Source organism: Algibacter sp. Ld11, assembly GCF_045066735.1.
Classification (GTDB): domain Bacteria; phylum Bacteroidota; class Bacteroidia; order Flavobacteriales; family Flavobacteriaceae; genus Algibacter.
Window position 1 is genome coordinate 111,431 of the sequence record NZ_JBISHH010000013.1, and the last position, 23,806, is coordinate 135,236.

23 protein-coding genes are annotated in these 23,806 nt (G+C 34.6%); 11 read left to right on the forward strand and 12 right to left on the reverse strand.

Going from position 1 to position 23,806, the window contains the following annotated elements:
* Positions 1 to 168: 168 nt before the first annotated feature.
* The 5 genes from ACJJV4_RS06985 (at position 169) to ACJJV4_RS07005 (ending at position 6,408) form a co-directional block, all read left to right on the forward strand.
* Positions 169 to 1,074, forward strand: a complete 906-nt coding sequence (locus ACJJV4_RS06985) for a DMT family transporter (protein ID WP_405292824.1) — start codon at positions 169 to 171, stop codon at positions 1,072 to 1,074.
* Positions 1,075 to 1,191: 117 nt separating this feature from the next.
* The gene (locus ACJJV4_RS06990) at positions 1,192 to 3,045 is read left to right on the forward strand and encodes a DNA topoisomerase IV subunit B (RefSeq protein ID WP_405292826.1); all 1,854 of its coding nucleotides are present in this window, start codon (positions 1,192 to 1,194) and stop codon (positions 3,043 to 3,045) included.
* Between the two features lie 148 nt (positions 3,046 to 3,193).
* Positions 3,194 to 3,331 (forward strand): hypothetical protein, encoded by a 138-nt coding sequence (locus ACJJV4_RS06995; protein WP_159020194.1) that lies wholly within the window; start codon positions 3,194 to 3,196, stop codon positions 3,329 to 3,331.
* Between the two features lie 9 nt (positions 3,332 to 3,340).
* Positions 3,341 to 5,971 carry a DNA gyrase/topoisomerase IV subunit A gene (locus ACJJV4_RS07000; protein WP_405292829.1) on the forward strand — a complete coding sequence of 877 codons (2,631 nt, stop codon included), beginning with the start codon at positions 3,341 to 3,343 and terminating at the stop codon, positions 5,969 to 5,971.
* Positions 5,972 to 6,042: 71 nt separating this feature from the next.
* Positions 6,043 to 6,408: a DUF2200 domain-containing protein gene (locus ACJJV4_RS07005; protein ID WP_405292831.1), complete on the forward strand. Its 366-nt coding sequence runs from the start codon at positions 6,043 to 6,045 to the stop codon at positions 6,406 to 6,408.
* A gap of 23 nt (positions 6,409 to 6,431) precedes the next feature.
* Here ACJJV4_RS07005 and miaA read toward each other — a convergent pair whose 3' ends face one another.
* The 7 genes from miaA to ACJJV4_RS07040 all read right to left on the reverse strand — a co-directional run bounded on the left by miaA (position 6,432) and on the right by ACJJV4_RS07040 (position 14,510).
* Positions 6,432 to 7,388: a tRNA (adenosine(37)-N6)-dimethylallyltransferase MiaA gene (gene miaA / locus ACJJV4_RS07010; protein WP_405292833.1), complete on the reverse strand. Its 957-nt coding sequence runs from the start codon at positions 7,386 to 7,388 to the stop codon at positions 6,432 to 6,434.
* A 192-nt stretch (positions 7,389 to 7,580) separates the two neighbouring features.
* Entirely contained in the window at positions 7,581 to 8,429 is an 849-nt protein-coding gene (locus ACJJV4_RS07015; RefSeq protein ID WP_405292835.1) for an ion transporter, read from the reverse strand.
* 27 nt (positions 8,430 to 8,456) lie between these two features.
* Positions 8,457 to 10,424 (reverse strand): DUF3857 domain-containing protein, encoded by a 1,968-nt coding sequence (locus ACJJV4_RS07020; protein WP_405292837.1) that lies wholly within the window; start codon positions 10,422 to 10,424, stop codon positions 8,457 to 8,459.
* Between the two features lie 3 nt (positions 10,425 to 10,427).
* Positions 10,428 to 11,792: an exonuclease domain-containing protein gene (locus tag ACJJV4_RS07025; protein ID WP_405292839.1), complete on the reverse strand. Its 1,365-nt coding sequence runs from the start codon at positions 11,790 to 11,792 to the stop codon at positions 10,428 to 10,430.
* Between the two features lie 84 nt (positions 11,793 to 11,876).
* Positions 11,877 to 12,542, reverse strand: a complete 666-nt coding sequence (locus ACJJV4_RS07030) for a YggS family pyridoxal phosphate-dependent enzyme (RefSeq protein ID WP_405292841.1) — start codon at positions 12,540 to 12,542, stop codon at positions 11,877 to 11,879.
* 42 nt (positions 12,543 to 12,584) lie between these two features.
* Positions 12,585 to 13,472: a 3-hydroxyacyl-CoA dehydrogenase family protein gene (locus ACJJV4_RS07035; RefSeq protein ID WP_405292843.1), complete on the reverse strand. Its 888-nt coding sequence runs from the start codon at positions 13,470 to 13,472 to the stop codon at positions 12,585 to 12,587.
* A 78-nt stretch (positions 13,473 to 13,550) separates the two neighbouring features.
* Complete coding sequence (locus tag ACJJV4_RS07040; protein WP_304404741.1) at positions 13,551 to 14,510, reverse strand: Gfo/Idh/MocA family protein; 960 nt, start codon at positions 14,508 to 14,510, stop codon at positions 13,551 to 13,553.
* Between the two features lie 158 nt (positions 14,511 to 14,668).
* Between ACJJV4_RS07040 and ACJJV4_RS07045 the strand changes: the two genes are divergently transcribed.
* A complete protein-coding gene (locus ACJJV4_RS07045) occupies positions 14,669 to 15,310 on the forward strand; it encodes a protein-L-isoaspartate(D-aspartate) O-methyltransferase (protein ID WP_405292846.1) in 642 nt (213 codons plus the stop codon).
* A 102-nt stretch (positions 15,311 to 15,412) separates the two neighbouring features.
* On the opposite strand, the gene ACJJV4_RS07050 is transcribed toward ACJJV4_RS07045, so the two are convergent.
* Positions 15,413 to 16,612, reverse strand: a complete 1,200-nt coding sequence (locus tag ACJJV4_RS07050) for an aminotransferase class I/II-fold pyridoxal phosphate-dependent enzyme (protein ID WP_405292848.1) — start codon at positions 16,610 to 16,612, stop codon at positions 15,413 to 15,415.
* Positions 16,613 to 16,771: 159 nt separating this feature from the next.
* Here ACJJV4_RS07050 and ACJJV4_RS07055 point away from each other — a divergent pair, with 159 nt between their 5' ends.
* The 4 genes from ACJJV4_RS07055 to ACJJV4_RS07070 all read left to right on the forward strand — a co-directional run bounded on the left by ACJJV4_RS07055 (position 16,772) and on the right by ACJJV4_RS07070 (position 19,380).
* Positions 16,772 to 17,230: an Lrp/AsnC family transcriptional regulator gene (locus tag ACJJV4_RS07055; protein ID WP_405292850.1), complete on the forward strand. Its 459-nt coding sequence runs from the start codon at positions 16,772 to 16,774 to the stop codon at positions 17,228 to 17,230.
* A gap of 143 nt (positions 17,231 to 17,373) precedes the next feature.
* A complete protein-coding gene (locus ACJJV4_RS07060; RefSeq protein ID WP_405292852.1) occupies positions 17,374 to 17,892 on the forward strand; it encodes a hypothetical protein in 519 nt (172 codons plus the stop codon).
* Between the two features lie 7 nt (positions 17,893 to 17,899).
* Positions 17,900 to 18,604 (forward strand): hypothetical protein, encoded by a 705-nt coding sequence (locus ACJJV4_RS07065; protein ID WP_405292854.1) that lies wholly within the window; start codon positions 17,900 to 17,902, stop codon positions 18,602 to 18,604.
* Entirely contained in the window at positions 18,580 to 19,380 is an 801-nt protein-coding gene (locus tag ACJJV4_RS07070) for a sensor histidine kinase (RefSeq protein ID WP_405292856.1), read from the forward strand. Before ACJJV4_RS07065 ends, ACJJV4_RS07070 begins: the two co-directional genes overlap by 25 nt.
* Before the next feature lie 27 nt (positions 19,381 to 19,407).
* Here ACJJV4_RS07070 and ACJJV4_RS07075 read toward each other — a convergent pair whose 3' ends face one another.
* The 4 genes from ACJJV4_RS07075 to nth form a co-directional block, all read right to left on the reverse strand.
* Entirely contained in the window at positions 19,408 to 20,778 is a 1,371-nt protein-coding gene (locus ACJJV4_RS07075; protein ID WP_405293030.1) for an aldehyde dehydrogenase, read from the reverse strand.
* 69 nt (positions 20,779 to 20,847) lie between these two features.
* Positions 20,848 to 21,549: an RluA family pseudouridine synthase gene (locus ACJJV4_RS07080; protein WP_405292858.1), complete on the reverse strand. Its 702-nt coding sequence runs from the start codon at positions 21,547 to 21,549 to the stop codon at positions 20,848 to 20,850.
* A gap of 59 nt (positions 21,550 to 21,608) precedes the next feature.
* A complete protein-coding gene (gene panB, locus ACJJV4_RS07085; RefSeq protein WP_405292860.1) occupies positions 21,609 to 22,427 on the reverse strand; it encodes a 3-methyl-2-oxobutanoate hydroxymethyltransferase in 819 nt (272 codons plus the stop codon).
* A gap of 183 nt (positions 22,428 to 22,610) precedes the next feature.
* A complete protein-coding gene (gene nth / locus ACJJV4_RS07090) occupies positions 22,611 to 23,270 on the reverse strand; it encodes an endonuclease III domain-containing protein (protein WP_405292862.1) in 660 nt (219 codons plus the stop codon).
* A 37-nt stretch (positions 23,271 to 23,307) separates the two neighbouring features.
* Between nth and bcp the strand changes: the two genes are divergently transcribed.
* On the forward strand, positions 23,308 to 23,760 hold the full coding sequence (gene bcp / locus ACJJV4_RS07095; protein ID WP_405292864.1) for a thioredoxin-dependent thiol peroxidase: 453 nt from the start codon (positions 23,308 to 23,310) through the stop codon (positions 23,758 to 23,760).
* Positions 23,761 to 23,806 lie beyond the last annotated feature (46 nt).

Sequence of the window (23,806 nt, forward strand, 5' to 3'; positions counted from 1 at the left end):
AACGTTGTATTTTCAACAATATAGTGTTATGAATTTCGAATTAAAACATACTAAAACAATTTTATTTTTAATTCAGGATGCTAAATATCTTGCGAAAAATTAAATCTGAACGTCGTAATTATATCTTTTTTTGAATTATTAACAATAAAAGAATTCTAAATTCGTGCTATGCAAACAACAAAAAAGTTTTGGTCGGGAATCGCTATTGGAGTCTTAGGGATTGTTCTATTTTCCTCTAAAGCCGTTATGGTAAAATTAGCTTATAATTATAAAGTTGATGCTATAAGTGTTTTATTGTTACGCATGTTATTCTCTTTCCCGTTTTATGTTGTTATTGCTTTTATTTACAGAAATAAAGCAGAGGCAATTGCGATAAAAAATAAAGATTATGTTTGGGTTGTTTTCTTTGGTTTTGTAGGTTATTATTTAGCGAGTTATTTCGATTTTGTTGGTTTAACGTATATAAAAGCAAGCTTAGAACGTATTATTCTATTTTTATATCCAACCATCGTAATTATTTTAAATCGTGTCTTTTTAAGGCAGGCAATCTCCAAAATTCAAGCCATAGCTATTGGCTTAACTTATGTCGGTATTATTATTGCTTTTTCAGATGAAGTTAGTGTTTCGGGAACCGATGCGTATTTAGGAGGTTTTTTCATCTTACTAAGTGCTATAACTTATGCATCATATTTGGTGGGCAGTGGGTGGTTAATCCCTAAATTTGGTGTTATTAAGTTTACGGCTTATGCTATGTTGGTGTCTTGTTTTTGTGTTTTTATTCATTATGGGTTTATCGGAAAAATGGATTTATTTGGGTTTGCATGGCAAGTCTATACTTTGGGCTTTTTAATTGCCGTTTTTGCAACGGTAATCCCTTCGTTTTTAGTATCTCTGTCTATTAAAATGATAAGTTCGTCTAATTTTGCAATTGTGGCTGGTATTGGTCCCATTTCAACCATAATATTAGCATCCATTTTTTTAAATGAATCGCTCACTTTTCTCCAGTTTTTTGGCGCCCTAATTGTTATTGGAGGTATTGTATTTATGTCGGTAAAAAGCAAGAAAAAGGCTTAAATTGGGGTTTTAGATAATAAAAACAACTTATTGTTCATTACTTTGTTTGCTTGCTATTTTATTTTTTATTTACTTGTGCTATCTTAGCTTTTTATATACCTAAATCACGAAATCTTAATGGCAGAAGAATCTAACTATACCGAAGATAATATACGCTCACTCGACTGGAAGGAACATATTAGAATGCGTCCGGGTATGTATATTGGAAAACTCGGTGATGGTAGTTCGCCAGACGATGGTGTTTACATTCTTTTAAAAGAAGTTTTAGACAACTCTATCGATGAGTTTGTAATGGGCGCAGGTAAAACGATAGAAATTTCTATACAAGGAGTGAAAATTACGGTTCGCGATTATGGTCGTGGAATTCCTTTAGGGAAAGTAGTTGATGTGGTTTCTAAAATGAATACCGGTGGTAAATATGATTCTAAAGCCTTTAAAAAATCGGTAGGTTTAAATGGTGTAGGTACCAAGGCGGTAAATGCATTGTCATCCTTTTTTAGAGTAGAATCTACACGTGATAATAAAAGTGCTTCCGCGGAATTTTCTCAGGGAAACCTGACAAACGAGGAGTTTTTAGATGAAACGTCTCGCCGTAAAGGAACTAAAGTATCCTTTGTTCCCGATGAAATTATCTTTAAAAAATATAAGTATCGTAACGAATATATCGTTAAAATGCTTAAAAACTATGTGTACTTAAACCCAGGTTTAACCATTGTTTTTAATGGCGAAAAATATTTCAGTGAAAACGGATTGAAAGATTTATTAGCTGAAAAAATAAACGAATCAGATTTATTGTATCCTATTATTCATCTTCGTGGTGATGATATTGAGGTAGCGCTTACGCACAGTAAAACGCAATACAGTGAGGAGTATAATAGTTTTGTAAATGGCCAGAATACCACACAAGGTGGAACGCATTTAACAGCATTTCGTGAAGCTTTAGTAAAAACTATTCGTGAGTTTTATGGCAAGAATTATGATGCTTCAGATATTAGAAAATCTGTAGTCTCAGCAATTGCCATCAAGGTCATGGAGCCTGTTTTCGAAAGTCAGACCAAAACTAAACTAGGTTCAACAGATATGGGAGGCGAGTTGCCAACCGTTCGAACTTATATTAATGATTTTCTAAAAAAATATTTAGATAACTATTTACACAAAAACACAGATACAGCCGATAAAATTCAACGTAAAATTCTGCAAGCAGAACGTGAACGTAAAGAGTTATCGGGTATTCGTAAACTGGCTAAAGATCGTGCTAAAAAAGCCAGCCTTCATAATAAAAAACTACGTGACTGTCGTGTGCATTTTGGCGACACTAAAAATGTAAGAAATTTAGAAAGTACACTGTTTATTACCGAGGGAGATTCTGCATCGGGTAGTATAACTAAATCACGAGATGTAAATACCCAAGCCGTTTTCAGTTTAAAAGGAAAGCCTTTAAATTGCTATGGTTTAACAAAAAAAATAGTTTACGAAAACGAAGAGTTTAATTTACTGCAAGCCGCATTAAATATAGAAGAAAGCTTAGAAGATTTACGTTATAACAATGTAGTTATAGCAACAGATGCCGATGTCGATGGTATGCACATTCGATTATTGCTAATTACATTCTTTCTTCAATTTTTTCCGGAAGTTATAAAAGAAGGACACCTTTATATATTACAAACACCATTGTTTCGTGTGCGAAATAAGAAAGAAACAATCTATTGCTACTCTGAAGATGAACGTCGTAACGCAATAGATAAGTTAAAACCAAAACCAGAAATTACCCGATTTAAAGGTTTAGGTGAGATTTCTCCAGATGAGTTTAAATATTTTATAGGTGAAGATATTCGTTTAGACCCAATTATGCTAGATGATAACATGTCTATTGAAGATTTATTATCCTTTTATATGGGGAAAAACACACCAACACGGCAAGAATTTATTATTGATAACTTAAAGGTAGAGTTAGATTTAATCGACGAATAACAAATTTGTATTATCAAATAAAGAATTTTATGTATTTAAATTTAAATATTTCGTAATTTTGTAGCGAAAAATTGAAATTAAAACATAATTATCTTGTTTTCAGCATATTTAGATTGAAATCTGAAAGCAAGAATAAAAAACCTTTATCATGATGTTATATACAAAAGAAAGAAAAACAACAAAAAAGCGTTCTTACGATTATTTACATGCAGCACTTGTAAGTGAAAAGTTAAATAAGCGTAGACAAAAAGGGAGAGTTTCCCTTAGCGGTAAACCAAAAGAGTAATAATTTTTAATGGCAGAAGACGAAAACGACGATTTAATTAACAACCAAGAAGAAGAACCCCAAGAAACCATTACCCGAGTTACGGGTATGTATAAAGATTGGTTTTTAGATTACGCATCTTATGTAATTCTGGAGCGTGCTGTACCTGCAATTGAAGACGGTTTTAAACCCGTACAGCGCAGAATCATGCATTCCATGAAAGATTTAGATGATGGTCGATACAATAAAGTAGCGAACATTGTTGGGCATACCATGCAGTATCACCCTCACGGAGATGCTAGTATAGCCGATGCTATGGTTCAAATTGGTCAAAAAGATTTGTTGATTGATACTCAAGGAAACTGGGGTAATATTTTAACAGGCGATCGTGCGGCGGCTTCACGTTATATTGAGGCCCGTATATCTAAGTTTGGCTTAGATGTTGTTTTTAATCCTAAAATTACCGAGTGGCAAGCGAGTTACGATGGAAGGAGAAAGGAACCGGTTAATTTACCGGTAATGTTCCCCTTACTATTAGCGCAAGGCGGTGAAGGTATTGCTGTAGGTCTGTCTACCAAAATTTTACCACACAATTTTATAGAACTTATAGATGCTTCTGTTAAGCATTTACAAGGCAAACGTTTTACTATTTTACCCGATTTCCCAACTGCCGGTATAGCCGATTTTTCTAACTATAACGATGGGCTTCGTGGCGGAAAGGTTAGAGTGCGCGCTAAAATATCACAGCTTGATAAAAACACTTTGGTTATTACCGAGTTGCCTTTTGGTACCACTACAAGTTCGTTAATAGATTCTATATTAAAAGCGAACGATAAAGGTAAAATTAAAGTTAAAAAAATTGAAGATAATACTGCAGCCGAAGTTGAGATTTTGGTGCACTTACCCTCTGGATTATCTCCAGATAAAACTATTGATGCACTTTATGCATTTACAAGTTGCGAGTCTTCAATTTCTCCTTTAGGTTGTGTTATTGAAGATAATAAACCGCTTTTTGTAGGTGTTACAGAAATGCTTAAAAGAAGTACCGATAATACGGTAGATCTTTTAAAGCAAGAATTAGAAATTCGTTTAGGTGAATTTGAAGAGCAATGGCATTTTGCTTCTCTAGAGCGTATTTTCATAGAAAATAGAATTTACCGTGATATTGAGGAAGAAGAAACTTGGGCAGGTGTAATTAGCGCTATAGATAGAGGTCTTAAACCACATATAAAACATTTAAAGCGTGCTGTAACCGAAGAGGATATTGTGCGTTTAACTGAAATTCGAATTAAACGTATTTCAAAATTTGATATTGATAAAGCCCAACAAAAAATTGATGCATTAGAAGAGCAAATTGCAGAAATTAAGCATCATTTAGAGCATTTAATAGATTATGCTATAGCGTATTTTACTCGTTTGAAAAAGGAGTATGGTGAAGGCCGTGAGCGTAAAACAGAAATTAGAACGTTTGATGATGTTGATGCCACAAAGGTTGTTATTAGAAACACAAAACTCTATGTGAATAGGGAAGAAGGTTTTATAGGAACATCTTTGCGTCGTGATGAATACGTTGGCGATTGCTCGGATATTGATGATATTATCGTGTTTACCAAAGCAGGTATCATGATGGTAACAAAAGTAGATACCAAAACTTTTATAGGTAAAGGTATTATACATGTGGCTATCTTTAAAAAGAAAGATAAGCGCACCATTTATAATATGATTTATCGTGATGGTAAAACAGGACCATCTTATATTAAGCGTTTTGCGGTAACAGCAGTAACACGAGATAGAGAATACGATTTAACTAATGGAAACAAAGGATCGTCTTCATTATATTTTTCTGCAAACCCTAATGGTGAAGCCGAAGTGATTTCTATTTTATTGCGCCAAGCCGGAAGTATAAAAAAATTGAAATGGGATATTGATTTTAGTGATATCTTAATAAAAGGCCGTGCTTCTAAAGGGAATTTAGTGACTAAATACCCAATAAAACGCGTAGAATTAAAAGAAAAAGGCGTTTCTACTTTAAAACCTCGTAAAATTTGGTTCGATGATACTGTGCAACGTTTAAATGTTGATGGTCGCGGTGAACTTATTGGTGAATTTAGAGGTGAGGATAAACTCTTAATTATCAATCAGTCAGGAACAATTAAAACCGTAACGCCTGAGGTTACGATGCATTTTGATGACGACATGATTGTTATGGAGAAATGGGTGCCAAATAAACCTATTTCCGCAGTGTATTTCAATGGTGAAAAGGAGATGTATTATGTTAAACGCTTTTTAATAGAACAAGAAGGGAAAGAAGAGCATTTTATTTCCGATCACCCAAGTTCTTTATTAGAAATTGTTTCAACAGATTGGAAACCCATGGCCGAGATTGTTTTCGCTAAAGAACGTGGCAAAGATCGAAAAGAGAATTTAGAGGTTAATTTAGAGGAGTTTATAGCGGTAAAAGGTATTAGCGCTTTAGGTAATCAATTAACTAAAGATAAGGTGAACCAAGTGAACCTATTAGATCCGATACCATTTGAATCTCCTGAAGAAATTCATGTTAATGATATTGAGGTGAATGGAGAGGAAACCGTTGATGGTTCTTCTGAAAAATTAAATTCTGAAGAGGATTTAGATGATGAAGGGCAAACGACCTTGTTTTAGTCTTTGAATTAATAGCTTTATTTAATTCCTTTTCGAAGGATAATTAAGAAAGGAGTTTAAAAAAACAAAGAATGAAAACTAATGATAAGCATAACGAGCGTATAGCTAAAATGACTTTTACTTCAGTTTACCCGCATTATGTAACTAAAGTGGAGAAAAAGGGAAGGACTTTAGCAGAGTTGCATGAAGTTATTAAATGGCTTACTGGTTATGCCGAAAAAGAACTTCAATTCTGTATTGACAACAAGGTTACCTTTGCTGTATTTTTCGAAAATGCACAACTAAATCCAAATGCGCAATTTATAAAGGGTGTCATTTGTGGCTACAGAATAGAGGAGATTGATAATATACTTACAAAGCAAGTTCGGTATTTAGATAAATTAGTTGATGAACTTGCCAAAGGTCGAAAAATGGATAAAATTTTACGACAAGCTTAATAATTTGAGTCGAACTCAAAAAATTAAGATATTTGCTCTTTTATAGAAGTTATTATATTTTCCAAATCACTTTCATAATCAAACCAAAGTGTGCTTTCATTTCTTTTAAACCAAGTAAGTTGTCGTTTTGCAAAACGGCGTGTATTCTTTTTAATTTCAGAAATAGCAAACTCTAAAGTCCATTCTCCACTTAAGTATCTAAATAATTCTTTGTAGCCTACGGTGTTTAATGCATTTAAATCTTCGTGTGGAAGTAGTGTTTTTACTTCCTCGAGTAGACCGTTATTTATCATGATATCTACCCTTTGATTTATACGGTTATAAATCAGTTCGCGGTCGGCCGTTAATCCAACTGTAATTGTTGTAAACGGACGCTTATTTTTCTCTTTATTTAAGAATGAAGAATAAGGTTTTCCGCTGCCAACACAAACTTCTAGAGCACGAATTACACGGTGCGGATTGTCTAAAGAAATGGTATTATAGGTTATTAAATCTAACGCTTTTAGTTGTGTTATTAATGGTTCTAATCCATTAATTTCTAATTCTTTATTTAGTTCTTCTCGAATAGATGGTTTAACTTCCGGAAAGTAGTCTAAGCCTTTGGTTACGGCATCGTTATATAAGCCCGAACCACCAACCATTATAGCAACATTGTTAGTTTTAAAAAGTTGATCTAAACAGCTTATCGCATCTTTTTCGAAAGTACCTACGTTATAGTTGTCTTGTACCGATTTATGATGTATAAAATGATGTTTTGCACTAGCAAGTTCTTCATTAGATGGTGCTGCAGTACCTATTTGCATTTCTTTAAAAAACTGACGAGAATCGGCCGAGATAATTTCAGTTTTGAAATGCTGCGCTAGTTTTATGCTGAGTGCTGTTTTTCCAATGGCTGTTGGGCCAACAATAGAAATGAGGTATTTTGGTGCTGTGCTGATGAGATTTCTTTTTTTAGAGTTTTCAAAAATAGAAAAAAGCAAGGAGTTATTTTAATGAAATAAGAAAGTATTATTATGCTAGTTTATTTAAAGCGGTTTTACTAAGAACAGGCCCTTAATTTGAAAAAAAAGTTGGCGGATAAGCGTTAAGGATTGAACGGTGTGTTTAAGCTCCCCGACATTAGGAGGGAGCGAGTAGTGAAAGCCTGACCCGATAGGGTAACGCCAAAAGAATTAGTGCAGTTTATTACCGCAGTTGTAGCAAAATTCAGCCTCATCTTTATGGTTGCTCGCAAGGCAGTTTTGGCACGATTGCGAGTTTAAATTTACTTTCTGTTTTTGGTTTGTTCCGTCTTTGTCTTTACTTTGACTTACATATTCGGCTGAAACAATACCTGTTGGAACAGCTATAATGCCGTAACCTAAAATCATGATTATTGCAGCTATTAATTGCCCAATAGGAGTTATAGGTGCAATGTCGCCAAATCCAACGGTGGTAAGGGTTACAATACACCAATATACGCTTACGGGTATGCTAGTGAAGCCACTAACTTCACCTTCTATAAGGTACATAAGTGTGCCGAAAATAATAGATAATATAAGTACGGCAAACAGAAACACAGAGATTTTCGCTCGACTGGCTTTTAGTGAATTGGCTAGTACTTGAGATGCTCCAAGAAAACGGGCTAGTTTTAATATTCGGAAAACACGAAGTAAACGCAATGCTCTTAAGGCTGCAAGTGCATGAATGCCGCCAAAAAGGAGTGATATGTATTTTGGGATGGTGGATAGTAAATCGATAATGCCGTAAAAACTGGTAACGTATTTTAATGGTTTTTTTACTGAAACAATACGCGCAATGTATTCTAGGCTAAACAGTATGGTGATAAACCACTCGGAAATGTTTAGTAAATCGTGGTATTTTGCATCGAAACTTTTAATACTTTCCAGCATTACGAGTATAATACTCGCAATAATAGCAATAAGTAAAATAACATCGAAAAGCTTACCTTTTGGGGTATCGGCTTCATAGATAATTTCATGAAGACGGATTTTCCAATGTTTTTTTGATACTTGACTCATAGTGATTCAAAAGTAATGAATGATTTTCTATTTTTTCTTAAATAAGATTAATGAATTTGTTTGAATATCCACTACCTTATTCATTAATTCCTTTAAATAAGGATAGTATTCCGGTGGATATATAGCATCTTTAAATCGAATTTTAAACATGAGTTGCACATAGTTTTCCTTAATAGATGATGAAAAGGTTACTATGCCTTTATTATTAGGAATGGTTAAATTAACGATTTCTGGATCTTCGGAAACCTCGTATACTTCTGGATCGAAGTTTAATTTTAATGTATAAAAATAAGCATCGGCATATCCAAAATCAATAGGGTAAGAGCGTTCTTGTAGTTTGAAAGGGTTAGTTGTAAAAAACTTAATTATAAAAGGATTTACATATAACATATTAGCATCGGCGTTATCAAACTCGAAATCTACATTGTATGTTTCAGTAAAGTCGTTACTAGTTTGACTTTCACTTGAAACCTCATGGTTAGAAATTTCTAAGTTAGGATACTTGTCTTCCAGATTACTGATGTACTCATCGTTGTTCGGGAAATAGGCTTTTTTAGCTGTTAAAGCATGGTAGCCAGTTTTTTTACCTCTTACAATTCCGCTAACCGTGGCATCATTTTTTATGGTTAGTTCTGAGTTGTACATGGTTGTAGTAAAATATTTTGGTGCAATATCTACCCATCCGCTACCTTCCTTAAAATCTAAGGTGCGGCCTATGAGGTTTAAGCACCTGTAAGGAAGTTCTCCAAAGGTTAAAAACTTGTCGGTAGCATCTAAAAAATAGGTGTTACCATCAATAGTAGCTTGTACTATAAGGTAGTTGAAATCTGAAATTACTGGGTAAATAGTGGTAGGGAAGCCATTATCTCTAGTTGAAAGTAGAACAGGTTTTACGTCTATGTCGGCTTCTCTCAATATATTGTGTAATAAAATATTTATTGAAGACACGTTACCCGAATTGGTATTTATAAGATCTTTTACCGAAACATCTTTAAAAATTTTATAATCACCATTCCAAGTATAGTTTTTTTGCATGTATTGGTAAACGGCTTGTGTTTTTTTCAATGCATCCGTTTCATTTATAATTTCAGAAGTTAAAAGGTCTTTTAAATCAACAGATTTTCTTATTTGTTTACCAATCTCTTTTTCCGATTTAAACTCACGATCTACACTTTTCCATGTTTTGGTGTAGTGTTTAATTAACCCGTCCATGCCTCTAAACGTTTCTAGTTCGTATTCTATACGAGCTAGGTAGTCGCTTTTGGTGGTCATGTAATCTTCTTCTATAAAAGCAGGTATGTTTTTCATGGCATATGTGCTGTTGCCACAATCGGCTGTAGCTCCATTATGCATCACTAAGCATTCCTTTTCTATAACAGACTCGCTGATGTCAAGCTTTTCTTTTCCTACTAATTTTGTATGGTATAGCCAATTTCCTGGGATACTTGCTTTATACTCGCTGTAGATTTTTGGTATATCACTTTGAAAATTCCAACCATGATATTTAAACATAAACGGCGAAACAATTTCATAGCTATAAGTGATTACTGAGCCTACACTAATATTGGGTAAAGTAAATTTTACCACTGTGTAGTTTTCACTGTATTCTTCATTATAAATGTTTTTTTCTAATAAGTGCGATTTAATTAGGCTGCCATTAACGGCATTATAGGTAATGGCTTCAATATTTTTTATTTCTTCTTTACTGTCACTGTTTTTGTATAAATAAATAGCAATGTTAGCATGCTCAAAACCTTCTGTGTTTAATAATTTTATTTTGTGTTTTATTTTGGTGTGTAGGTCGTAATCTTCTTTATCTACATAACTACTGCCTTGTTCGTAAATTACAACAGCATTTGCAGAAGAGTCTTTTACAAAGGTTTTGTTTTCAGCGTCTTGTAGGCTTACTTTAAAAGTGTCGGCGTTATAGTTTTCTTCTTGAGCAAAAATAAAATACGTGTTCAATAAGAGGAGTAATAGCGTAACGTGCTTCATAGTTTAGTTAAAGTTGATAATTTTTAAACGTTTGTTTTTGCGGATATAATTTTTAATAATATGCTGGGCATCGCGGTTATTTTCCATAGGTGTGATAATGGATTCTAGCACCTCTATATTGTTAATTTGATAGTTTAAGTTAACAAATCCAAGTCCTTTAAAAACACCATTTTCAATTAAAATAGCACTGCGCTCATCGATGTCGCGACCTCTATCAATAATTACCATATTTTTTTTAACATAGCTATGCTTTTCAATTAAAGCATTTACACGTTCGTTGTATGCTTCTGGAGCTTCTTTTTGAATACAAGCACCTGCACACTCCTTAATATCGTAACTAAAGCAACTGGTTTTCGTTTTGTAAAGTCCGGCCAGTTTTTGGCATAGTTTGTATTCTTCAACAACGTGGGTTAAAAAACTCTTTGCGCTTTGCCTATTGGTGAACGTGGTTATGTTTTTTTTACGCCCATCGGCCACATCAATTTTTAAATTTATATAGCCGTTTTCGTCTACAAAACTATATAAAGCATGTGTAAAAATAGAACGGCGTAATGCTCTATTAAATAATGGTTTGTTTTGCTTTATTTCTTCGTTTTCTTTTAGAAGAGCTACAAGTTCACTCCCTGTAGACTCAAAGGTTACAGCACTTACTGCCTTTTGTAGTTTTCTAGACTTTGAGTTTGTGCCTGTAAAGTGTTGGTTGAGGCGTTTTTTTATGTTATTGCTTTTGCCGATGTAGATAATATCACCATTTGTATTATGGATATAATAAACTCCTGTAACGGATGGGAGCTGATCTAAAATATTTAAAAATTTAGAATCTAGCTTGTTTTTTTTATGAAGCTTTATAGATTGCTGTATAATGTTTTTATTAGTGTCTTTAGCTAGTAGTAGTTTAAAAAGTTTAACTGTGGCTAGAGCATCACCAGAGGCGCGGTGTCTATCGGTTACCGGAATACCTAGAGAGCGCACAAGTTTACCTAAACTGTAAGAAGCTTGGTCTGGTATCAAATCTTTAGAAAGTTCTACGGTACAGAGTGTTTTACGTTTATAATCGTAACCTAAACGTCTAAATTCTGTGCCTAGAATACGATAATCGAATTGCGCGTTATGTGCCACCAAAATACAATCTTCGGTAATTTCGATAATACGTTTAGCAACTTCATAAAACTTAGGCGCATCGCGCAGCATTTTACTGTTTATACCAGTTAAATTAACAACAAAGGGCTGGATTTCACGTTCCGGGTTTACAAGGCTTATAAATTGATCGATAACCTCGTGACCGTCGAACTTGTAAATGGCAATTTCGGTGATGCCTTCTTCGTTAAATTTACCACCTGTGGTTTCAATATCTACTATTGCGTACAAATGCTTTTCTTTTAGTATGTAATCGTCCGTGTGTAATTGGCGGTGCTCAAATTGCCGTCTGTATACTGCGGGCCATCATGTGTATTAGTAATTTCTTAAACCAAATATACTACTTCCAACACGAACCATGGTACTTCCGCATTGAATTGCCAATTTATAATCACCACTCATTCCCATGGAAATGGTTGTAAAGGCGCTATTATTGGGGTTTATTGTTTTTAAATCATTAAAAGTAGATTTCAGTAGTTTGAATTCGCTTTCAATTTGAGTTTCATCATCTGTAAAGGTCGCCATGCCCATAACACCTATAATATTCACGTTTTTTAAAGCTAAAAAAGCTTCCGATTGTATAATATCGATAGCATCTTGAGGGGCTAAACCAAATTTAGAATCTTCCGAAGCGATTTTTATTTGTAATAAACAGTTAATTACCCTGTCGTGTTTTTCAGCTTGTTTATTTATTTCTTTTAATAGTTTAAAATTATCTATACCGTGAATTAAAGCTACAAAAGGCGCCATATATTTCACTTTATTACGCTGTACATGCCCAATCATGTGCCATTGAATGTCTTTTGGCATAGCTTCATATTTGTCTGCCATATCCTGAATTTTATTTTCGCCAAAAATGCGTTGTCCCGCATTGTAAGCTTCCATAATACCAGATACTGGTTTGGTTTTAGAAACAGCAACAAGCGTTACGTGTTCTGGTAAAGTTGATTTTATATGAAGGAGATTGTCGCTAACACTCATTTAATTATATGTTTTGTTTGTAGTCTATTTTGTAAATAACGCCTACAAAAATTGTTTTGAAACCTTTTCGGCTTTTCTGTTTTCCGAGTAATCGTAAAAACCTTCGCCCGATTTTACACCCAGTTTTCCTGCATTAACCATATTGACTAATAGTGGGCAAGGTGCATATTTTGGGTTTTTAAAACCGTTGTACATCACGTTTAAAATAGAAAGACAAACATCTAGGCCGATAAAATCGGCTAATTGTAGTGGTCCCATAGGGTGCGCCATACCAAGTTTCATTACCGTGTCTATTTCATTTACGCCAGCAACGCCATTGTATAAGGTTTCTATGGATTCGTTTAACATAGGCATTAAAATACGGTTTGCTACAAATCCAGGATAATCGTTAACTTCTACAGGAGTTTTACCGAGTTTAACGGAAAGCTCCATGATGGTCTTAGTAACCGCATCACTGGTGTTGTAACCACGAATAATTTCAACTAAAGCCATAATGGGCACCGGATTCATAAAATGCATACCAATTACGTTTTCTGGTTTCTTTGTTACGGCAGCAATTTGCGTAATAGAAATAGAGGAGGTATTGGTTGCTAAAATGCAGTTAGGCTCGCAAACATCACTCAGTTGTTTAAAAATTTTCAGTTTTAAATCGAGGTTTTCGGTTGCTGCTTCTAAAATTAAATCGGTGTTTTTTACACCGTCAGGTATTGCTGTATGTGTGGTTATATTGGCAAGCGTATTATTTTTATCGGTTTCGGTAATTTTTTCTTTAGTCACCATGCGATCTAAATTTTTCGCAATAGTATCCATGCCTTTTTTAAGTGCTGCTTCACTAATATCGATAAGGTTTACGCTAAAACCACTTTGCGCAAAAGTATGCGCAATGCCATTTCCCATGGTGCCTGCGCCAATAACTGCTATGTTTTTCATTCTGGTAATTTTTTTTATTTCCGCGTAAGCGAAAACATTAAACTATTTAGAATTTCTATTGCTTAAGCTACGGTTGTATTAAAAGCAATTAATAATTTGTGTGGCAACGCGCAAAGCTTCTGTGCCATCGTGCAAGGTTACAACTGGTGTGGTGTTGGTGTTAATGGCATGTGCAAAAGTTTCCAATTCATCTAAAATAGAGTTATTATCGGCTACCTTCGGGTTGTCAAAATAAATTTGTTTTTTAACGCCTTCAGCATTTTGTAACACCATATCAAAATCTCCAGGTACTTCTGGCGCGTCTTTCATTTTAACGACTTCGCATTTCTTTTCAAGAAAATCTACAGAAATATAAGCGTCCTTTTGGAAAAAACGTGCTTTACGCATTTTTTTGAGTGAAATTCTGCTTGCTGTAAGGTTGGCAACACAGCCGTTTTCGAACTCTAAACGTGCATTGGCAATATCTGGTGTGTCGCTAATTACAGAAACACCACTGGCAGAAATATGTTTTACTTTAGATTTTACAACGCTTAAAATAATATCGATATCGTGTATCATTAAATCTAAAACCACAGGTACATCGGTGCCACGCGGATTAAATTCTGCTAAACGATGCGTTTCAATAAACATCGGTGATTTTATATCGTCTTTTATGGCTAAATAAGCAGGGTTAAAGCGCTCTACATGACCAACTTGACCGCGTAAATTGTTTTCGGCTAATAGCTGTCTAATATGTTCAGCTTCTTCAACGGTATTAGTAATTGGTTTTTCTATAAAAACATGCTTACCCTTTGCTATAGCTCGCTTTGCGCAATCGTAATGCGATAGGGTTGGGGTTACAATATCTACCATATCTACAGCGTCGATTAAGGCGTCTATTGAATTGAAAAATTTGTATCCAAACTCGGCTTCTACCAATTTTCCGTTGGCTTCATCGGCATCATAAAACCCGACAAGATTATATTTTTCAGATTGATTAAGTAGTCTTAAATGAATTTTTCCAAGATGACCAGCACCAAGTACTCCAGCGTTTAGCATAATAATAGGTTTTCAACAAAAATAACATAATTAAAACGTCCTTTTGCTTAATTGGGCTTAAAATTTTCTTCGGATTCTTGTTAAAAATAAATTCTTATAAAATTGTTTTACCCTTAGAAATCTTTGACTAATTTTAACCCTGTAAAACCTCCCGACCATTGAAAGACACTTTTAGACACCAAGGATTAAGACAACAACTCGTTAATGTATTAAAAAACAAAGGCATAACCAACAATGCGGTTTTGGCTGCTGTAGCTAAAATACCAAGGCATTTGTTTATGGATTCCAGTTTTTTAGATCACGCATATCAAGATAAAGCCTTCCCAATTGCTGCAGACCAAACCATATCTCAGCCTTATACGGTAGCGTTTCAAAGTGAGTTAATGCAAATAAAACCTGGACATAAAGTTTTGGAAATTGGCACGGGTAGTGGATATCAAACCGCAGTTTTGTGCGAATTAGGAGCTAAAGTGTATAGTATAGAGCGTCAAAACGAGCTGTTTAAAAAAACGAGCAAGTTTTTGCCTAAATTAGGTTACCGACCTAAAAAACTCATTTTTGGCGATGGTTATATTGGTTTAAAAACCGAAGCGCCTTTCGATAGTGTTATTGTAACTGCTGGTGCGCCTTTTGTGCCAAGACCATTATTGAGTCAGTTAAAAATTGGTGGACGCTTAATTATTCCTGTGGGTGATGATGTTCAAATTATGACACTTTTTATTAGAAAAGGACCTAAAGAATTTGAGCAAGAAGAGTTTGGTGAATTTAGATTTGTACCCTTATTAGAGGATAAAAACTAAATCTATTTTTATTTCTTCTAAAATATTGATATACTTTATTTTAATACGAAAGAGTAAACCACTAGTTTAACGCTAAGGTTTACTCTTTTTTGTTGAAAATTACTATAAAATATCTAAGGCAATCATGCAGGATTTCATGGTTTGGAAACTGCGTTCAATATCATCATCTAAGCCTATAGAAAAACGAATTAAACCTTGCGATAGGCCCATTTCTTTTTGTTCGTCTTCTGGAATTTCGGACGATGTTGAGCTTCCTGGAGCGCTAAAAAGCGTTTTATAAAACCCAAGACTTACCGCTAAATATCCTAAGTTTTTATTCTGCATAAGTTCCATAAGTGCATTTGCTTTTTCAGTAGAACCAACATCAAGCGTTAACATACCGCCAAAACCATAAGCCGTGTTCATTATGCTTTTAAATAGTGTGTGTGATGGGTGTGAGGTTAAACCAGGATAAACGGTTTTTAAACCCAATTGCTCAAATCTTTCAGCTAAATACAGCGCGTTTTTACTGTGCTGCTGCATTCTAATGTGTAGTGTTCTTAGGTTTTTTAATACCGACGATGCACGCAAACTATCCATGGTAGCGCCTAAAAGCATAGAAGCTCCGCTGTTTACGTTTCTTAAATCGTTAATAAACTCTTGTGTACCGCAGACCACACCACCAACCGTATCGCTAGATCCATTAATAAACTTGGTTAAACTGTGTATTACAATATCGGCACCTAAAACGGCAGGTGATATAGATAGTGGCGAAAACGTATTGTCTACCACTAATTTTAAATTATGCTTTTTAGCAAGAGCCGCTAAACCTTTAATATCGGCAACTTCTAGCAGCGGGTTGCTAACAGACTCGCAATACAATACTTTAGTTTTTTCGGTAATAGCAGCTTCTACAGCGTCTAGCTTAGTGATATCTACAAAATTAGTAGCGATGTTAAAACGTGGTGTGAAATTTTTAAGAAACGCATACGTACCGCCGTAAATGGTTCTACTTGATACTATATGGTCGCCGCTACCGCATAATTGCAGCAAAACCGGAGTAATAGCGCCCATGCCAGAAGCTGAAACATTTGCGGTTTCTGTACCTTCCATTGCAGCTAAAGCTTTACCTAGATATAAATTAGAAGGCGAGGAGTGGCGCGAATAGAGGTAGCAACCATCGGCATTGCCTTCAAAGGTGTCAAACATGGTTTTTGCTGATAGAAAGGTGTATGTAGACGAGTCGGAAATGGAAGGGTTAACACCTCCAAATTCTCCAAAATATTGTAAATCTTGTATGTTGTTTGCGGGTTTAAAAGCCATAGGTGGTTGTTTTATGTTTTACACAAAGTAGGCTTATATTAGATTGTAAAACAAGTAGGTTCTATTTTATAGGAAAATGAATCTATTTTAATTTAATTATTCGGAATATATTTCATTACATTGTTGTTTAAACCTTGTTTTTAAGAAATATTTTCGATTATGATTTTTGATGCTACCGATAAAAAACTGCTAGAGTACCTACAAATAGACAGTAAACAAACAAATAAGGCGCTTTCCAATAAATTAAACCTTTCGGTAACAGCTGTTTACGAGCGTATTAAAAAACTTGAAAAAGCCGGTTTTATATCAGGTTATATTGCTTTGGTGAATAAAAGTAAAATTGAACGTGATTTTGTTGTGTTTTGCCACGTAAAACTTGTGCAGCACAGTCAAGATTACGTGGTAAAGTTTGAAAAAGAAGTGGCTAAGCTGTACGAAGTGCTGGAGTGTTACCATTTAAGTGGTGAATACGATTATTTACTTAAGGTTGTCGTTAAAGATATGGTGGCTTTTAGAGCTTTTATGGTAGAGAAGTTAACTTCCATAAATCATATAGGAAGTACGCATAGTATGTTTGTTATAAATGAAGTGAAATATACTACAACAATCAGTTTTTAGCCGAAAAGCATCATGTTTAGGCGGTTTATTTAAGGTTTTTCATACAAGAGAGGGCTTTGTTTTCTAATAGTGTTAAACTAATTTAAGAGGCGTAAATCTTTTTACTACATTAGCGGAAACCTAACCATTTTAACCAAATATTTATGAAGAATTTAGTGTGCATTATTTTAGGCTTTGTTATAGGAGCTGCATTAACTTATTATTTTTGTCCAAGGCCATTAGAAGGCGCTGTGGCAGAAATTGATAACCCAACCGGAACCATTACAATTCTAGAAGCGACAGAATTAAGTGCGAATTGGGAGAAAAACAATCCAAAAGAAATAGACTCTACAATAGAGTTAGATGATAATTCTAAAAGAAAGCCCATGCGTTCTGTAATGTGGAGCTTAAAAAACATTGAAGATTATATCGCTTTCGCTGAAAAAGAATCGGACAGTGTAGGCTATACCATGACGGGTTTACGCGTATACTTGGGTAATTACGGAAAAAACGGAAAACCTGGTAAGAAAAACAGAAACACCATGTTTGTTGTACCAACTGGGCACAAAAAAACAGATAAAGCAAGTAGTTTAAATATTTCATTTTTTGGAGATGCAGATGATGATATCCCAGTGGACCCATTGAATGAAGCAGGAGGTGGTGAGACGGGATATCCTAGGTAAATAGACTATGAACGAATTTTTATTAACATATAAAAATACGATTTCATTTGGTATAGAGATTTTAGCAGCTGTTACAGGTTTAGTGCTTTTTAAAAAGTATAAACTTGAAGCTGCTAAGTTTTTTATATACTTTTTAGTTTATTTGTCTATTTGTGATTACTTATCAAGTTATGCTCGTTATGTTAAAGATGATGGCTTGTTTAGCTTTTTGGAAGGTACTATGTTTGCTAAAAACTATTGGTGGACTACTTTGTATTGGAAAATTGGAGCAATTATGTTTTTTGTTTTTTATTATCATAAAATTTTAAAAACTACTATTTTTAAACGGATACTTAAAATAAGTGGTTTTAGTTTTCTTTTATTTTCAATTAGTTATGTTGCTTTAAACTGGGACAAATATTTTATCATGTTTTTTCCTTCTATTAGTGTTTTTGGGGCTTTTATTATTTTTTTATGCACTGTTTGCTATTTTATCGAAGTTTTGAAGAGCGATAAAATACTTACCTTTTACAAATCGCTAAATTTCTATATTAGTTTTGCTATTTTTATTTGGTGGCTAATTATTACACCTTTAGTGTTTTACGATGTGTATATGAGCCGTTTAGACTGGAATTTTATATTTTTAAGATGGCAAATTTATTTAATTGCCAACATTACTATGTATTTAACTTTTACCTTTGCTTTAATATGGTGCAAACCGGAGAACGATTAGCAAGTACTGCTTCCGAGAGATATTTATTAATTTATATGGTTGCCGTTTTGGTCATTATCACGGCTTTGGTGGTGGTGTTTTTTGTGGTGTTTTTAAAACGAAAAAACAAATTGCTCGAAGATCGTATAAAGCAGCAACAGGCTTTTGAGTCGGAAATTGCACGTGCACAAACAGAAACGCAAGAGCAAACCTTAAAGAATATAGGTTGGGAGCTGCACGATAATGTTGGGCAGTTGTTATCTTTTGCAAGTATGCAATTAAGTATTTTAAAAATGCAGGTCGATGCCGATGTGCGTGATAAATTTAAAGATACTACTGCTGCAATAAGTGAGAGTTTATCAGAGGTGCGAGCGCTTTCTAAAACTCTAAATAATGAGGTGGTTTTAAATATTGGTTTCGAGAAATCGATTTCTAATGAGTTAAACCGACTTAATAAACTAAAGTTCGCTTCCGCGGAATTAAAAGTTGTTGGAGACAAGATTGAGTTTGAAGATAGAAAGCACGAAATTATTATATTTAGAATTCTTCAGGAGTTTTTATCTAATACCGTGAAATATTCTCAAGCCGAGAACTTAAATGTTATTTTAGAATACACCGATAAAAATTTAAAAATCACAGCTAAAGATGATGGTGTAGGCTTTAATATGGATACTGCAGAGAAGGGTTCTGGCTTAATTAATATGCGTAGCCGTGCTAACTTAATTGGCGCTGCTTTTAGTTTAGAATCGCAACCTGAGCATGGTGTAAGCTTAATTTTAGATTACCCTTTGCTGTAATAGTCCTCGTTTTATTTTCTTTTAATTTTATGTGAAGTATTTAAAAAATAACTTCAGCCATTTAAGTTTGTCTTGGTATGGCGCATAGCGCACCGGAGGATCTATCCAGTTTTTGCGATTTACAATGGCTTTATGGTGCGAAAACGTATCGAAACCAAACTTGCCATGGTAATTTCCCATGCCGCTAAAACCAACGCCTCCAAAGGGGAGTTTGTCGTTTCCGAAATGCATAAGTGTATCGTTTATTACGCCGCCACCAAAACTAAACCTTTCAATTAATCCTTTGGAAAAGGCTTTATTGTTCGAGAATACATAAAAGGCTAATGGTTTTTCATATTGAGAAATTACAGATTCAATATCTTGTTCGGTTTCATAAGTAAGTATCGGTAAAATAGGTCCGAAAATTTCTTCTTTCATTACAGGGCTATCCAAATCGGGATTATCTAGTAGTGTAGGTGCTATGTAGCACGTGGTTTCATCTATTTCTCCACCAAAACTAATGGTTTCTTGGTTTAGCATATTTGCCAGACGCTGGGTGTTTTTCCGGTTTATAATTCTAGGAAAATCTTCCGAAGCTTTAATGTCGTTACCGTAAGCTTGTTTTATTTCTTCAATTAAAGCCTTTGTAAAATCTGCTTTTATCTGTTTTTTAACTAAAATATAATCTGGTGCAATGCAGGTTTGTCCAGCATTTAAAAATTTGCCCCAAACTACGCGTTTGGTGGTTAGTTTTAAATCTACAGTATCATCTATAATACATGGTGATTTTCCACCTAATTCTAAAGTAACTGGTGTCAGGTGTTTTGCGGCAGCCTGAGCTATAATTTTTCCAACGGAAACACTTCCTGTAAAGAAAATATAATCCCAACGTTGGTTTAGTAAGGCCGTGGCAACATCTACGCCGCCTTCTATGCTAGTTACTAGTCCCTCAGGAAATACATTTTTTACTATTTTGGAGATGAGTTTAGAAGTGTTTTCGGTGAGTTCGCTTGGTTTTAAAACTACAGTATTACCTGCGGCAATGGCTAGAATTAGAGGTTCTAAAGCTAAAATAAACGGGTAATTCCAGGGTGAAATAATTAAAACGCCACCATAAGGTTCTTTGTAAATAAAGCTGCTTGCCGGAAATAGGAGTAGACTGCTAGATACGCGTTGTGGTTTTGCCCATTTTTTTAGATTTTTAATCACCAAATTTAATTGAGACATCACCATGCTGTATTCGCTTAGGTAAGTTTCAAATTCCGATTTTTTAAAGTCTAATTTTAAGGCGTTAAAAACCGCTTGCTCGTTAGCTTCTAATTCTTCTTTTAAAGCTTTTAATATTGAAATTCGAAACGCAACAGATTTTGTTTTTCCAGATTTAAAATACTCTTTTTGCTTGACGATAATTTCAGGAATAGCTTTCAAATGGCGAGAGGTTTTTAGTTGAAGTTAAAAGGTGTTTTTAAAAATGGTAACATTTTGATTTTAAGTGGTGCACGCATCCCAAACTGGATCTTTAGGTAAAGGTGCAGTAACTTGAATAGGTTCTTTTTTTACAGGGTGAATAAAGCTTAAATGTCGCGCATGTAAATGGATGCTTGCGTCTTTATTACTTCTGTCAAAACCGTATTTTAAGTCGCCTTTTATTTGGCAGCCAATGGTTGATAATTGCGAGCGTATTTGATGATGTCTGCCTGTTTCTAAATTGATTTCTAATAGAATATAACGGTCTAGTTTCTTTAGTGTTTTGTAATGAAGAATGGCTTTTTTACTCTCGTTTACTTCTTTATTATGCGCGTAAGATTTGTTGTTTTTAGGGTTCTTTTTTAGCCAATGTGTAAGCGTGTCTGCGTTTTTTGGTGGCGCATTTTTCACTACAGCCCAATAGGTTTTTTTAGCTTCCTTGTCGGCAAAAAGCTTGTTTAACCGCGGTAGGGCTTTACTGGTTTTAGAAAACACAATAATTCCTGTAGTTGGTCTATCTAACCTATGGACAACGCCTAAATAGACGTTGCCTGGTTTGTTATATTTTTGAGCAATATATTCTTTGACAACTTCGCTTAGCGGTTTGTCGCCAGTTTTATCGCCTTGTACAATATCTCCGGCGCGTTTATTGACGATAATAATGTGATTATCTTCAAAAATGACCTGAAGGTTGTCTTTATTTGATAGTATTTTGCTAGACATTTATAAAATGCACGGGTTTATGCTTAATGTTTTAGATGAAATTTAAATAAAAAAAACAATTAGTATTGTTCGCTTTCATTTGGGAAATCTCTAGATTTTACATCTTCTACGTATTGAGATAATGCGCCCGTCATGTCTTCATATAGATTTAAATAGCGTCGTAAAAATCTTGGGTGGAACTCATGTGTCATACCAATCATATCATGTAAAACTAAAACTTGACCATCTACATCGTTTCCAGCGCCAATACCTATAATAGGGATGCTAACGCTTTCGGCAACTCTTTTTGCAAGCGCTGCTGGTATTTTTTCCAATACAATAGCAAAACAACCTACTTTTTCGAGCATTTTAGCATCTTCAATTAAATCTTCGGCTTCTTTTTCTTCTTTGGCTCTAACGGTATAAGTTCCGAATTTATAGATAGATTGCGGTGTTAAACCTAGGTGACCCATTACTGGGATTCCTGCATTTAAAATACGTTTAATAGATTCTTTAATTTCACGGCCACCTTCTAGTTTTACTGAATGTGCGCCACTTTCTTTCATGATTCTAATTGCAGAACGTAACGCTTCTTTTGGATCACTTTGGTAGCTTCCAAAAGGTAGGTCGACTACAACAAGCGCTCGGTAAACAGCACGAATTACAGAAGATGCATGGTAAATCATTTGATCTAAAGTAATTGGTAACGTGGTTTCGTGACCTGCCATAACATTACTTGCGGAATCGCCTACTAAAATAACGTCTACGCCAGCGCCATCAACAATTTTGGCCATAGTATAATCGTAAGCGGTTAGCATCGATATTTTTTCACCGTTGGCTTTCATGTCAATTAATGATTTTACCGTTATTCGTTTGTACTCTTTTTTTGCTGTAGACATTATATTTTGTGTTTTATTTTATTAATTTAGGTTTTGTTGTATTGTGTTTAGAGTTTTGCTCAAAACATTATTGACGCGCCACTTTGTTTAGTTGGGCGCTCTTTAGTTTAGTGTTGGTTTGTAAAAATACTAAATAAGTTTAATGAAACTTAATGTTTGGTTAAGATCTTTAAATGGGTAGTATTAGACTTTCTTTTTGCTATAATATTCGTTAAGAACCGACTGTCTGCCAATGGTTTTGGTGATAATATCTTTTTCTAAATCCCAACCTCGTGCTGGAGAATATTGGCGTCCGTACCAAATAATTTGTAAATGGAGGTCGTTCCAAAGTTCTTCTGGAAATAGACGTTTGGCGTCTTTTTCGGTTTGTACTACGTTTTTTCCGTTGGTTAAATTCCAGCGATACATTAATCTGTGAATGTGGGTGTCTACAGGGAATGCGGGGATTCCAAAAGCTTGAGATAACACTACAGCTGCTGTTTTGTGGCCTACGGCTGGTAGTTCTTCTAAAGCTTCGTAGGTTTTTGGGACTTCGCCATTGTATTTGTCGATTAATATTTGAGATAAACCGTGAATGCCTTTGCTTTTCATAGGTGATAGGCCAACGGGTTTTATAATCTCGCGGATATCTTCTACGGTAAGTTTAACCATATCATAAGGGTTGTCGGCTTGCTCAAATAATAAAGGTGTAATTTTATTGACACGTACATCGGTACTTTGTGCAGACATTAATACGGCAATAAGTAGTGTGTATGGATCTTTATGATCTAAAGGAATTGGTATTTCTGGGTAAAGTTTATAAAGCGTATTAATAACAAAGTTTACCTTTTCTTGTTTAGTCATAAATTGTACTTTTGTTTTAGAAACCAAAGTTAATACTATGAAGACACTAAAACAAGGTGATGCCGTTCCTAATTTTTCGGCATTAGATGAACAAGGAAATACCATTTCGTTAAGTGATTACAAAGGGCAGAAGTTAGTTGTGTTCTTTTATCCAAAGGCAAGTACGCCAGGTTGTACAGTAGAAGCTTGTAATTTGAGAGATAATTATGAGGTTTTAAAAGAAAAAGGTTACGCTTTATTGGGTGTAAGTGCAGATTCTGTTAAGCGTCAGTCTAATTTTAAAAATAAACATGAATTTCCATTTCCGTTATTGGCTGATGAGGATAAAACGGTAATTAACGCGTTTGGAGTTTGGGGGCCGAAAAAATTTATGGGAAAGGTTTATGACGGGATACATAGAATGACTTTTTTAATTGATGAAAATGGTGTTGTAGAGCGCGTAATTGAAAAGGTAAAAACTAAAGATCATGCAGCTCAGATTTTAGAGTAAACGAAAATTTTAATAATAAAAAAAACGGCTATATTGTTGAAATATA